Consider the following 13430-nt stretch of genomic DNA (forward strand, 5'->3'; position numbering starts at 1 on the left):
GGTATCTCATGAGCTTGGCTGAGCTTAGCACTCGTCGCATCGCTGCTGGTCAAAAGCGGGTACTCCCGGGTTTTGGCCTCTCCATGGGCATCAGCGTGCTGTTTATTTCGCTGGTACTGCTGCTGCCCATGACGGGCTTGTTTGGCCAGCTGGCCAAACTCAGCTTGGCTGAATACTGGGCAATTGTGACCGAAGGCCGCGTCGTGGCGAGCTATATGGTCACCATCGGCGCAGCCGCCGTCGCCGCGATGGTAAATGCAATCTTTGGCTTGCTGTTGGCCTGGGTATTGGTGCGCTACGAATTTCCCGGCAAACGCCTGCTCGACGCGCTGATGGACTTACCCTTCGCACTGCCCACGGCGGTGGCGGGTATCACGCTCGCCACCCTCTACGCCAGCAGCGGCTGGATGGGCGGCATACTCGAACCCTTAGGGTTTAAGGTCGCTTACACCTGGGTTGGCATTGCGCTAGCGATGGCGTTCACTAGCATTCCCTTTGTGGTGCGCACGGTGCAGCCGGTGCTGGAAGACATGCCTAATGAAGTGGACGAAGCGGCCATGTCGCTCGGGGCGCGTGATGGTGTGGCGTTTCGGCGTGTGATTCTTCCTCACCTGTGGCCCGCCATTGTCACTGGCACGGGGCTTGCGTTTGTGCGCTCGCTGGGGGAATTCGGCGCGATCATTTTCATCGCCGGCAACACGCCTTACGAGACCGAAATCACCGCACTGATGATCTTCGTCAAACTCCAAGAGTATGACTACGCTGGCGCCTCGGCGATTGCCTCGGTGGTGCTGTTTGTCTCGCTGACCCTGCTACTTGCCATCAACATTTGGCAAGGCCGCTTCATTCGCCGCTTACACGGAGGAAAAGGCTAATGCGTCGTATCGGTGATGCGCCGGCCGTGCGCCGCGTGTTGATTAGCGCGGCAGTGCTGCTATCGGCGCTTTTTCTGCTGTTGCCGCTAGTGGCCATCTTCGCCCAGGCATTTGCCCAAGGGGCGGGGGTTTTCTGGGCAAACGTCAGCAACACCTACACACTGCACGCCATTGTCCTAACGCTTGGTGTGGCGCTTTTGACCATCCCGATCTGCTTGGTTTTTGGTGTGGCACTCGCCTGGCTCGTGACGCGCTTTAGCTTTCCCGGTCGGCGGCTTTTACAAACGCTGATAGATATCCCGTTTGCCGTCTCACCGGTAGTAGCGGGCTTGATCTATCTGTTGCTTTACGGGCGCAACGGCTGGATGGGAACGTGGCTGGATAGCCACGACATTCAGTTGATGTTCGCTTGGCCAGGGATTTTGATGGTGACCGTATTCGTCACCTGCCCCTTTGTTGCCCGCGAGCTCATCCCGCTGATGCAGGCACAAGGCTCACGGGAAGAGGAAGCGGCGGTCACGCTCGGTGCCCGCGGCTGGACCATGTTTCGGCGCGTCACGCTGCCTAACATCCGCTGGGCGCTGTTATACGGCGTGATTCTGACCAATGCCCGCGCAGTGGGCGAGTTTGGCGCGGTGTCGGTGGTTTCCGGCGCGATTCGCGGCAAAACCAATACGCTGCCACTGCATTTAGAACAGCTTTATCAGGATTACAACACCGTGGGCGCCTTTGCTTGCGCGGCGCTGTTGGCCCTCATTGCCCTACTAACACTGGCCGCCAAAGCTGGCCTTGAATGGCGTGCATCACGCCGGGAGGCATTCGCATGAGCATTCACTTACAAAATATTGGCAAACACTTCGGTGCTACTCGGGCACTAGAGCCGGTTAATCTCGATATCCACGAGGGTGAGCTTGTCGGCCTGCTAGGCCCTTCAGGCTCAGGCAAAACCACCTTGCTGCGGATTATCGCGGGGCTGGAAAACGCCGACCGCTCGCGTGAAACCAGCAAGATTTTATTTGGCGAGCGCGATGTCACCAACGTTCACGTACGCGACCGCCGCATCGGCTTTGTGTTCCAACACTACGCTCTGTTTCGCCACATGACGGTATACGATAACGTCGCCTTCGGCCTAACGGTAATGCCGCGCAAACGCCGCCCGAGCAGCGGAGAGATTCGCTCGCGAGTCTTCCGGCTGCTGGAAATGGTCAAACTGGAGCACTTGGCCAATCGCTACCCGGCCCAACTTTCCGGCGGGCAACAACAGCGGGTTTCGCTAGCACGCGCGCTAGCGGTCGAACCCGATGTACTGCTGCTTGACGAACCGTTTGGGGCGCTGGATGCCAAGGTACGCCAAGAGCTGCGCCGCTGGCTGAGGCATTTACACGACGAGCTCAACTTCACCAGCGTTTTTGTGACCCACGACCAGGAAGAAGCGCTTGAGCTCTCCGACCGCGTGGTGGTGATGAGTGACGGACGCATTGAGCAGATAGACTCGCCTGAGACGCTCTATCGCGTGCCTAAGAACCGCTTTGTGTTTGAGTTTTTAGGCGACGTCAACCACTTAGAAGGCCGCGTGCGCGACGGCGTACTCACCTGCGGCGATGCGCACTTAAACGTTGACCTTCCCGACGGCCACGAGGAGCTGTTATTGCGCCCCCACGAGGTGCGTCTGGCAGAAGCGCCCTCTGCCGAGAGCCACTTACCGGTGACCATTACGGCGATTTCTCCGGTGGGCGCCGAAGTGCGGGTTGAGCTCGAAGCGGATTGGCTGGCAAAACCGTGGCTTGCCACCGTGCGCCACGCCGATTTCGAACGCTTGGCGCTGCGCCGCGGGCTACGCCTTTATGCTCACCCCCGCCAGTGGCACCGCTTCCCCGAGGCAGAGTCGAAAGCGCCTGAGCAACGCCATGTGGCTTAGGGTTTGCTAACTGGATAAAAAAGGGCGTCCGTTAGCTTCTCGAATAGCTGGCAGCCTGCTGGAATAACTCGTCACTGGGGCGGGTGCCGGTATAAAGCACGAATTGCTCCACCGCCTGGATGGCAAACACTTCACTACCCGCAATCACGGTTTTGTCCTGAGTGCGGGCATAGCGGGTCAAAGGAGTGATCGGCGGCAGCGCCACCACATCGAAGATTACGCTGGCGCGGTTGACCTCCTCCTTGGTGAAGGCCAACGTCTCTGCCTCCGGGCCACCGCCCATGCCGAGCGGCGTGGCGTTGATCAACACATCGGCATCAATGCCTTCCATATCCGGTGTCCACTCATAGCCGCACAGTTCGGCCAAGGCGGGGCCGGTCTGCTTGTTTTTGGCAACGATATAGCACTGGGTAAACCCGGCATCCTTCAGGGCGCAGGCGACGGCCTTGGCCATGCCGCCACTGCCCCGCAGGGCAAAAACACGATCAGTCGGCAGCCGATACTGGGCCAGCAAGGTGGCGATGGCGATGTAGTCGGTGTTGTAGGCTCTCAGGAAGCCATCATCGTTGACGATGGTGTTTACGGAGTGGATCGCCTCAGCAGACGGATCCAACGCATCCACCAGTGGAATCACGTCTTCCTTGAAGGGCATGGAGACGGCGCATCCTCGGATGCCGAGCGCCCGGACGCCGCCGATGGCCGCCGCAATATCATCAGTGGCAAAAGCCTTATAGAGGTAATCAAGGTCCAACTTGTCATAAAGGAAGTTATGAAAGCGGGTACCGAAATTGCTCGGCCTGGCGGCGAGGGAGATACAGACGGTGGTGTCCTTGTTGATCTGTCTAGTCATTGGTTGAACTCCATGTGCCGGGGAATGGCGCGAGCAGTGCGATGCCCTTTGTCGGTGAGCAGAGAGTGGCCTAAATTAAGTTCCGCATATCGACTAACCAGTCGCGGTATGCCAGATCTTTCTGGAATTTTGGGTGTAAATGAGTATTAGAATGGCTAACACATTTGCCTAAACGTAAGGCTAACCCGAGGTTCAACATTTTTCTTGGTTTTAGGCAGGCTATGTAACCAATTTTTCTGTGTGGTGCCTTTCATAATCAACAGACTACCGTGCTCCAACGTAAGCGACACCGTTTCCCCTGTTTGTTTATGCTTAAACGAAAATTTTCTTTCGCCGCCAAGGCTCAACGCCGCGATTGAGCCATTTTCGACAAGATCTTTTTCGGCATCACTGTGCCAGCTCATGCCCTCTTCGCCGGCGCTATAAAAATTACACAAGCACGAGTTGAATACGTCCCCACTGTGGCTTTCCACCAACTGTTTGATCTCACGTAAAAAGTCCGGCCAAACCAACGCCACCTTGGTATATCCAGAGTATGTATAGGAGACCGGCGCATCGGCATACCACGCCATCTTTCTTTTGGTGACAATCTCTTTCCCGTAAATAAACGCGCGATCATGTTCCCAGCGTAATTCGCTAATGCACTTATCCAAAGACCTATCGGCGGTGACTGCATCCAGGATTTTGCCGTGATAGTGGACCACCCCATCGCGTGGAAGCAGATTAATCAACTTCATATCGTCGTTTTCAAATAGATCCGTAGACGTCATAGCGATGCCTATTGTGTTTTCACCAAGCGAAACAGTGCAGCGCTGAAGCAGCCAAACAAAGTCGGTCACCTGAACATACCGCCAACGCGCTACCCGCGTTATAATAACGCTTTAGTCATAGCGGAGAATCCAATGTTACGGCGTCGCTTTCTTACTTTATCAGGAGCCTTGCTTGCCAGTGTTTGGTTAGCGGGCTGCGCGAGCCCCCACTATCTCAGTCTTTCACCCACGCGCAGCGCCGACGTACCGCAGATGGGCCAAGGGCAAAGCGTGACGGTGATTGCACAAGACGGGCGCGACTCGGATGTGATCGGCCGGCGCAGCAGTTCGGGAATGTCGACATCTACCATCACCGTTAGTAGCCACGAGCTGATTCCTCACTTACAAAATGAGGCCGAACGCGCCGTGCGGGATATGGGCTTCTCCCCGACGACCGAAGAAGCCGACGGCCGCCCTACGCTGATATTGGAGCTGGCAAGCCTTGAGTATGTTCACGGTGATAGCAGCCAACTAGCGCTGGATGAAGCACAGCTTGAAGGTGTCTTCCGCGCCATTGGCCGCCACCAGGGCACGACCTACACTGGCACCTACACGTCTCGGCGCACCCAAAGCTTTGCGGTCAAACCCGGTGCAGCGGCCAATACGCGCATGCTGAACGACTTGTTAAGCGATGGTCTGAACCGCGCGTTTAGCGACCCTGAACTCGCAGAGCTTTTGGCACGCTAACAGCAATGCACTAACCTTTTAAGCGTAATATCCAACATCCGCGTAGGCCGCTTATGTCAGTGGCCCACGTCGTTCTAACGCCCACACGCTCTCCACGAAGCCGCGTTCATCGGGCGCGCCCTCTTCCAGCTTTGCCAACCGGAAGTTAGGCATAAACAGCTCATCAATCTCTTCTTGGCTGACGCTGTAGGGCGGTCCGGCGTCATCGTCGCAATGCTGTAGGCTGATCAGTAGCCCTTTCGCCCTGGGAGGGACTAGCTGGGCAAGGTGAAGCGCGTAACGTTGGCGGGTAGCAGGCGGCAGCGCAATCAATGAAGCACGATCATAAAAGGCTTCGACTTCATCCACCTGCCGGATATGCAGGTGGAAAAAATCGCCCTGCCACAGTTCAACGCTGCCTTGGCGAGCAATATCAAAACCGGCTTGATGGTAACGCGATATTTCACCGCTGCGCTGGGCAAGAAACTGCTCAATTGCCTCAGGCGCAAGCTCCACACCTAACACCGGATGCCCAAGTTCAGACAACCAGCGCATATCCAGGCTTTTGCCACACAGCGGCACGAGTATTTTGGCTCGCCTGGGCACTTCAAGCGCCTTCCAGTGGCGCACAAGCGCTGGGTGGGTTTGCGCTAAGTGAAAGCCAATGCGCCCTTCACGCCAGCGCTTTAGCCACTGCTCGCGCATCAACGCTCTCCTTATTGAAACCCTTTATTGAAACCAACGGTCGCGTTTTTTACGCCGACGTGGCAGGTGCGGCACAATTAAACCGACCACCAACCCCGCACCCGCTACACCGCCGCCGTACATAAAGTAGCGCAACAGCAGGTCTTCTTCTTGGGTATCAAGCCGTGCCTGTAGCGAGCGGACTTCTTGACGCAGCTTATCAGACTCACTATTTAACGCCGCATTGCGGTTCTCAAGCTCGGCAATGCGCGCTTCACGCATCTCAAGTGTTTCGACCATGGAGGCGACACGCTGCTCCCACTGCTCATTGATGCCTTCAAGCTCGGCAGTCAGCTCGTCGACTCGAGCCTCAAGTTCGGGTAACTGCTCGCTCGCGCTGGGCGAATCCTGAAGCTCATCGCTCAACACCCATACGACATCACCGTCGCTATCGCGCACGCGGGTATAATCGCCGCTGGATTCAAGGGCTTGTACCTGCTCTCCGGCGGTTAGCGTACCCACGATGCGATAGCCATCGGTCGGGCCGCTACGCACGTAGGTACTAAGTTCATCGGACACCCAGGCGGTATTTCCCGATTGGGCAACGGCAGAGGCGCTTACTGCGCTAAGCAGCACGCCAAGCGCCATAGCAGCGGCGCGTACACGACAAGTTTTCACTCGCATAAACAGTGCCTTAAACGTTTTAGACCTTTATACAAAGCGCTGCGCCGCGTCAGGCGTCGCTTCACTCATTTCGTGGTGGCATCGGGAAGGGACGTGGAAACTCCGCCACCCGGGCATCACTTTTTACCGCTTTAAGCGGGCCTTCTCGCTCAACTTCATCAATGCGCACGATGGCATTCATCGGCAAATAGCTGCGGCTAACGCCTTCAAAAGTACGCTCGAGTTTCTCGCTTGCCGGATCAATCACCACGCGATTGGCATCGGCAAAGACAAATTCTTCCACCTCGATAAACCCCCACAGCTCGCTTTGAAAGATTTCGCGAACATAGAGTTCCCACACTTCACCTTGCTGGTGCACCACTACGCGGTAGATCGGCTTGGCCGCCATCTTGGCCCAGTCCTCTATAATCTATGATAAAGCCTGCTAGCCTACCATAGCTCGGCTTTCAGCACCCAAAAGCGTTGAGTGGGCGGATAATGACGCCATAGCCGCCGAGCCCCCTCAGCTGTAAGGTGAACTCACGATGCCAATGGATGAAACCGTCACCAGGCGTACTGCTTCCGGTACCCGTTGGGGCCTGGCCTACTTCATGCGAAGAGGCTCACACCTTCGTGACTTACTAAAACCTCAAGAAGCTATCGACTTCTATGTATAATCTCCCGCAATAGTTGGGCTAAGGAGTCACCGTGACGACGGAAAACAATACATCTCCCCAGGGAGACGATCAGCTGAATGACATTGTAAAGCCGTTGGATGAGGCGGTTTACCAGCTTGCGCAGGAGCCCGCTTCGTCTAAAGCGGCCAAGCTACCTCAAGTGATGGATACAGCGCGACAGGTACTGCTTCAACCCGGCGGTTGCGCGGCAATAGAAGCTCGCGCGGCTACGTTTGAAGAAGCCGGCGTTTTTTTGGGCTCCGACTGGGAAACTCCGCAATACCTTGTGCCATCGCTCACCACATTTGCCCTTAAAAGCCCTGATCCTATTGTGGTAGTGATCGAGGCGATGAGCGAGCTACGGCTCTTGGCCGTGGCAAAAGGCGATTACGTTCACGATAGCGTTTCTGCCGAACACGCCCATCACTACTTGACCCAGGTAATGGCGCTCAACCTGTGGCTGCTATTTTCCGCCCCTTCGGAAGCCGAGCGTGAAACCCAAGGGAAACTCGCCAATATTCCGCGTCAGTTATTTCAACACCTGGCCGAAGGTATCGGCTACGTGTATATCGTCGATAGGCTAATTGACGAGATTTGGCGCATCCTGAAGCAGCGCCCCATTCAGGTCGATGCCATCAAGCAGATGATCACTCAGATCGCGCTGTGCCAGACCAATCCAGACATTGACTTGGGCGCCAGCGGACAAGGCGCGACGCGCCTAGTGAGCTCGCTCTATGGCCCGACACAAGCGTGTCAAGAAGACCCCGGAGTCGACATCTACCGCGAACGCCTAGAGCGTATGGACAACGCCGCCCTTCAGGCTGAAGCCACCGGGTTTGCCCGCGCCATGCACGATACCGGCTTGGTCTCGCCTTATCACCCGGTGTTATTACGTCACTTACTGGACGCGAGCGACCATTTGGTCTCCGAAGCGCTAGGGCTCTCTTCTACCGGGCGGGACTGCTTGCTGTGCTATCGCGAGTTGGTTCACGCCTTGATCCGCGGTGGGGTTTTTCCCGCCACCGCACAAGCGGTGTACGGACTTGCGCTATTGCTAGAACGCGGCATCCTCTACCAAGCCCCAGTGGCACCGGCCATATGGCGCCAGCTAGGGCTAAAGCTCTCTGAGTGGTCCCAAGCACGGCTCAACATCGCCTATGGTGAAATGGCCTCACCGCGAGCGCGGCTACTCGAAGGCGTACTGTGCATGCTTGGGCTGCCTTTGGGCGTGGGGCAAGGCAATAACCCTACCTGCCAATCCGCGCGAGCGCTCTCGATGTGGGCCTATAATGACCCCGACTACCTGTTGCAGATGGTCGCTTGGGCGGCACGGGATGACGAAATCATCATGCACTTTGAGGGTCAGCCAATCTCCTCGATGGCAAGCCTCTCGGGCGTCGCCACGGAACTGCCCATGGACCTCGACCCGGTTTCCTTGATTGTGGTCCCCCATCTTGATCGCATTTATGCCGAAATGGGGCGCCGCTGTATCGGCCGCGAAGGCGACCCGCATCGCTGGGTGAACCCTGAATTTCACGGCTGGTGGTCCGGCCGTGGTTTCCGCATCAACGTAGACGTAGGCACCGGAAAGCTCATCCATGTAGACGATTTTTTGCGCCATTTCTATGTCAGTTATCACCCTTATTACAACGGCAACCAGCCGCTGATACACCCGCAACCCGCGGGCATTGCGGTCACCGACAGCGCCGGGCGCTTTATCGGCTGGCACGCGATTACCATTTTGCGCGCCTCAATCGACCCGGAAGGCAATATGCGCATTTACTTCTACAACCCCAATAACGACAGCGGCCAAGATTGGGGTGACGATGTCATCGTTAGCACGGCGGGTAACGGCGAGCGCTTCGGCGAAGCCTCACTGCTTTTTGAGCAGTTTGTCTCCCGGCTTTATATCTACCACTTTGACCCATTGGAGAGTGGCGAGTTAGCCACCATTCCCGACGACGAAATTGAACAGGTGAAAGGATATTTGTATCGCAGCTGGGGGCGCGACCGTTTGCCCCCTACCGACCTGCAGGCTGAAGAAGGTCCTTTGCCGGACGGACCTCCAGAATAAGCCATGCCACGTCTCGACCAACTACTGGTCAGCCAAGGGCTGGCCACTTCTCGCACTCGCGCCCAGCGGCTGATCCGCCATGGGCGCGTATCGCGTGTGGATACACACACCACACTGACCAAAGCCAGCGAAAAACTGCCTGATGACACGCCGCTGCAGGTGGAAGACGACCCGGAAGAGCGCTACGTCTCCCGCGCCGGGTTAAAGCTTGAAGCCGTACTCAGCAGGTTAAATAAGCGCCTTGATGGCCACGTCGTGCTTGACGTCGGCCAGTCCACCGGCGGCTTCAGCGACTGCGCTTTACGCTTTGGGGCGCGGCATGTCATTGGTATCGAAGTCGGCCATGGCCAGCTCGCGGCGGCACTGCGGGAAGACCCACGTGTTACCTGCTTGGAAGGCATCAACGCCCGCGCCATGCAAGGCCAGCCAGCGCTTTTGCACGTGCTGGCTACCTATCCGCTCAGCACGTCGGTGATGGATGTGTCGTTTATATCGCAAACGTTGATTCTGCCGGAAATCGCCGCGCTGCTGCCGGTGGGCGGTGAGCTTATTTCGCTAGTGAAACCGCAGTTCGAGCTTGACCCGGCCGCGTTGGATAAGCGCGGCGTGGTGCGTGACGCTCGCCGCTACCACGACGTAGAAGAGAAATTACGCAGCGCCTGTGCTGCATGCGGCTTTGCTATCGCCCACTGGCAGGAGAGCCCGATTACTGGCGGCGATGGCAACCGCGAGTTTCTTCTTCACGCCGTCAAGCGTTAATCACGCTTTTCGATGCACTTCGCTGACTGCACGCGCACGGGCGCCGCTTCGTCGCCGTGCAGCCACACGTCCATCTGCTCGAAAGCCACCCGTATGCCCGCCTCGCGGAACAGCGCATCCACCCGGCAGTTCACTTCATCGGCAGCGTAGAGGCGATCAAGCAGGTTGTTAACGAAAATGCGCAGCTCGAAGTTGAGGCTATGCGGCCCGTAACTTAGGCATAACACTTGCGGCTCGGGGTCGGTTAACACGCGTGAGTTTTCTTGAGCGGCCTGGTGCAGCAATTCATGCACTTTAGGCAAATCAGAGCCATGGGAGACGCCGTACGTCAGCACCACCCGCGTGACGCTGTCTGAAAGCGACCAGTTGATCAGCTGATCGGTCACAAAAGTTTTATTAGGAATAATGATCTCTTTACGATCAAAGTCAGTCACCGTGGTAGCACGAATGCGAATCCGGTTTACCGTGCCGTGTAAGTTTCCCAGCGTGATCGTGTCACCAATGCGAATCGGGCGCTCGAACAGAATAATCAAACCCGAAATAAAATTAGCGAAAATTTCCTGCAGACCAAACCCTAACCCGACACTGAGCGCCGCCACCAGCCACTGCAGTTTGTCCCAAGATACGCCGAGGGTGGCTAGTGCCATCACCACACCGGTGCCCACGATGGTGTAAGACAGCAGCGAGCTAATGGCGTAAGCACTCCCCTGCTTTAACGCCAGCCGCGACAGCACCATTACCTCCAAAAGCCCCGGCAAGTTACGCGCCATAATAAACGTCACGGCGACAGTCAACAGCGCCGCAAATAGATCAGAAATCGATAGGACATCCTCGACCAACTCACCCTCGGCCGCCTCTAGCAATAGGATCTGGTCCAGGTAACTCAGCACCCCCAACAGGTCAGACCACACGACGTACAACAACGCAGTGAACGCAATCAGTAGAATCAAACGCGAGAGGCGCAGCGACTGCGCGTTGATCTGCTCCATATCCAGCGGTGGCTCTTCCACCACGTCTGCCCCACCTTCAGCGCCCTCTTGGACTTGCACATGGCGCCGCGCCAACGCACGGCGGTAGGCCAATCGCCTGGCGGCCACCGCTAAACTACGCACCACGGTGGCTTCTACCACTATCCACAGGCCCAAAAGATAAAGCGTCACCACAAAGCGCCCTATTAGCTTAAGCGCCGTATATTCATAGCCCCACGCCACAACCCCCAAAAGAACAAGTGGCACGGCGGCTATTGCTAGCCCCAGCACAAGGCGAAAGAGGCGCACGCCAAAAAACGGCACATGGGCCAACACCAGCTTCGCCAACAACACACTCATGGCGAGAAGCCCCAAGGAGAAACATGTAAAAGCAAGCGGGCGCATCGCTAACGGCGTTTGAATCACCTCGGTCATCGCCGCGATCGAAACCACCGGCGCCAGCGCGATCCCCAAGCCGCCCAACCAGCGCCTTAAACGGGCGTTATACGTGGCAGGCCAATTAAAGTGGTACTCAGCCACGCCACCTGGGACCAGCAAACGACGCCCTAAACCCACCATGACCCACAAAAACGCGAGCTGAATCAGTGCCGGTGCTTGCCAGCCAACCCCTAACCCTGCCAGCACGCAACCTCCCGGCAGCGCTAAAAGCGCATTCAAGGACACGGCTTTGGGCGTGTGCCGTTGGGTATCGCTTTTCAAACGGCCTATTTGCGCATGCAACGCCGCCAACCGTGCTTTAATCCGCCGCCGCAGCGTCACCAATATGGCTGCAAGAAGCAGCAATGGCCCGCCACTTAGCGCCGCCCAAGCATCAGGCGAGAAGCGCGATGCCAGCACCGAACGCCACTCCCCTTCCGACCATTCACTTTGCAGGTACCTGGGGAGATTGCGTAACCAATTCACATCCAGCGGACGGCTATTGGCGACCCAAAACAGCTGCTCATCAATGGTTTCGCGCAACTCTCGCGTGGTCGCAACCAGCTGCTGATGATTGAGCTGTAGTTCAATGGCCGCGCTCAGCAGCGAACCATAGACTTGCTCGAGCTGCTCCACCAACTCCCGGCGCGATTGATATAGCCGTATCAGCGAGTCCACCAGCCCCGTCGTCACCTCAACGCCAGCCTCTTCCAGGCGCTGCGAGGCGAGGCGCTCGCTTTGGCGCAACTGATCGCGCTGGCGAATTAAATCGAACTGTTTTAAGCGTAAATCGGCAATCTCCTCTTGCAGGTCACGCCGCAATGTAACGTTCGGTAGAGATTGGCGCTGCTCACGCAGAATCCGCGATAACAGCTGACTCCCCCGGATTGCGTCAATTTGCTCATTCAGCGTGCGCTGCAGCTGGCGAATATTGTCGAGCTGGCGCTGCGTCTCAATGTTCTCCCGTACCACGCCGTTGGCCCGGTCTGTCGCCCGCAGCAGCTCTGAACTCAGTGTTTGGTTGATCTCTTGCGCACGGGCAACAACCGGGTGTCCCGCCGCAATGAGCGGATCATCCCGAGTGGCATCGGTAATGGCCTGCTCAGAAAGCAACCGGCGCTTACGCTCAATCACGCTTCGCAGCCGATCAAGGCGTTGCTCTTGCTGACGGATTTTGAGAGTAACGAGTTCATGCTGCTCTTGTGCTAACTCACGCAGGCGGCTATTAGTGCTTAACTCATCCTGATGAAAACTAATTTCACGTTCTGCCAGCGTTCGCGCTAAGCGTAACCGCATCAGTTCTGGATCATCTGGTTCAGAAAGCTGGCGATCCACCAACCGCGACGCGTAGGCGTCGTACTCGCGGCGCAAGCGTTCCGCGCGTTGCATCGCTGAAGTAATCGCTTGCTGCGCCCGCTCCGGTAGCGTTTGCGCCGCCAACAGTTGGGCATTGATTTCTGCGAGCCGATTTTGTTGCTGCTGTAGCGCCAGCGTCGCTTGCGCCTGATCTGTCTCCAAGACGTCAAGCGGCTGTTCGCTTAGCTGTGCCATTGATACTTGCTCAACGTCTTGCGACGCCTGAGCTATCTCACGCTCCAAACGCCGAAGCTCATTGGGAGCACGCTCAACGCGCTGCTCCAGCGTCTCATGGCGCTCTTGAAGTAAGGCTAAATGTTCATAGGCTTGCAGCGATGCCTCAAGGGCAGCCTTATGGCGCGACTGCTCTGCCGACAGCTCACTCTCGCTTTGTGTTAACTGCGCTAAGCGCTCACGCAGCGTGTCTGGGGGAGGTACATCGTCGACACTAACTGCCCACACCGCACTTGCCCACAAGCAGATACTGACCAAGAACACGCGCCAAAAGGCTGAACCCCGCCAACCAAACATTTCCGTCACCCTCGACTCCCCTTATGAAGGCGCTCATAATTAGCGCTTGGGCGTATTGTCAGCGCTTGTTACGCCCGGAGCAATCAAGACACGTTGACTTCCCCCAAGAGCGTGATAAAACAACATTGGCATTTACCCTTTCATTAAAAAACGAGTCAATAA

12 protein-coding genes are annotated in these 13430 nt (G+C 56.9%); 6 read left to right on the forward strand and 6 right to left on the reverse strand.

Going from position 1 to position 13430, the window contains the following annotated elements:
• Positions 1-8: 8 nt before the first annotated feature.
• Genes cysT through HZS81_RS09475 form a run of 3 tightly spaced genes read left to right on the forward strand, consistent with a single transcriptional unit; the run spans position 9 to position 2793 of the window.
• The gene (gene cysT, locus HZS81_RS09465) at positions 9-875 is read left to right on the forward strand and encodes a sulfate ABC transporter permease subunit CysT (RefSeq protein ID WP_422141583.1); all 867 of its coding nucleotides are present in this window, start codon (positions 9-11) and stop codon (positions 873-875) included.
• Entirely contained in the window at positions 875-1702 is an 828-nt protein-coding gene (gene cysW / locus HZS81_RS09470) for a sulfate ABC transporter permease subunit CysW (protein WP_179930311.1), read from the forward strand. Before cysT ends, cysW begins: the two co-directional genes overlap by 1 nt.
• Positions 1699-2793 (forward strand): sulfate/molybdate ABC transporter ATP-binding protein, encoded by a 1095-nt coding sequence (locus HZS81_RS09475; protein WP_179930312.1) that lies wholly within the window; start codon positions 1699-1701, stop codon positions 2791-2793. Before cysW ends, HZS81_RS09475 begins: the two co-directional genes overlap by 4 nt.
• Positions 2794-2824: 31 nt before the next feature.
• Here HZS81_RS09475 and HZS81_RS09480 read toward each other — a convergent pair whose 3' ends face one another.
• Together HZS81_RS09480 and HZS81_RS09485 are read right to left on the reverse strand one after the other, a co-directional pair.
• Entirely contained in the window at positions 2825-3643 is an 819-nt protein-coding gene (locus HZS81_RS09480) for a shikimate 5-dehydrogenase (protein ID WP_179930313.1), read from the reverse strand.
• A 155-nt stretch (positions 3644-3798) separates the two neighbouring features.
• Positions 3799-4482 (reverse strand): alpha-ketoglutarate-dependent dioxygenase AlkB family protein, encoded by a 684-nt coding sequence (locus HZS81_RS09485; RefSeq protein ID WP_338401839.1) that lies wholly within the window; start codon positions 4480-4482, stop codon positions 3799-3801.
• A gap of 63 nt (positions 4483-4545) precedes the next feature.
• Between HZS81_RS09485 and HZS81_RS09490 the strand changes: the two genes are divergently transcribed.
• The gene (locus HZS81_RS09490) at positions 4546-5139 is read left to right on the forward strand and encodes a YajG family lipoprotein (RefSeq protein ID WP_179930314.1); all 594 of its coding nucleotides are present in this window, start codon (positions 4546-4548) and stop codon (positions 5137-5139) included.
• A gap of 51 nt (positions 5140-5190) precedes the next feature.
• Here the strand turns inward: HZS81_RS09490 and HZS81_RS09495 are convergent, their stop codons facing one another.
• From HZS81_RS09495 to HZS81_RS09505, 3 genes are all read right to left on the reverse strand, one after another.
• A complete protein-coding gene (locus HZS81_RS09495; RefSeq protein ID WP_179930315.1) occupies positions 5191-5823 on the reverse strand; it encodes a class I SAM-dependent methyltransferase in 633 nt (210 codons plus the stop codon).
• A 24-nt stretch (positions 5824-5847) separates the two neighbouring features.
• Positions 5848-6486, reverse strand: a complete 639-nt coding sequence (locus HZS81_RS09500; RefSeq protein ID WP_179930316.1) for a TIGR04211 family SH3 domain-containing protein — start codon at positions 6484-6486, stop codon at positions 5848-5850.
• A 61-nt stretch (positions 6487-6547) separates the two neighbouring features.
• A complete protein-coding gene (locus tag HZS81_RS09505) occupies positions 6548-6874 on the reverse strand; it encodes a DUF1820 family protein (protein WP_179930317.1) in 327 nt (108 codons plus the stop codon).
• Positions 6875-7215: 341 nt separating this feature from the next.
• On the opposite strand from HZS81_RS09505, the gene HZS81_RS09510 reads away from it, so the two are divergent.
• Both HZS81_RS09510 and HZS81_RS09515 read left to right on the forward strand, forming a co-directional pair.
• Complete coding sequence (locus HZS81_RS09510) at positions 7216-9216, forward strand: hypothetical protein (protein WP_194249341.1); 2001 nt, start codon at positions 7216-7218, stop codon at positions 9214-9216.
• A gap of 3 nt (positions 9217-9219) precedes the next feature.
• Positions 9220-9975, forward strand: a complete 756-nt coding sequence (locus tag HZS81_RS09515) for a TlyA family RNA methyltransferase (protein ID WP_179930319.1) — start codon at positions 9220-9222, stop codon at positions 9973-9975.
• Here the strand turns inward: HZS81_RS09515 and mscK are convergent.
• Complete coding sequence (gene mscK, locus HZS81_RS09520; protein ID WP_179930386.1) at positions 9972-13268, reverse strand: mechanosensitive channel MscK; 3297 nt, start codon at positions 13266-13268, stop codon at positions 9972-9974. The two genes, HZS81_RS09515 and mscK, sit on opposite strands and share 4 nt — an antisense overlap.
• Between the last annotated feature and the right edge of the window lie 162 nt (positions 13269-13430).

The sequence above is a fragment of the Vreelandella salicampi genome, assembly GCF_013415105.1.
Classification (GTDB): domain Bacteria; phylum Pseudomonadota; class Gammaproteobacteria; order Pseudomonadales; family Halomonadaceae; genus Vreelandella; species Vreelandella salicampi.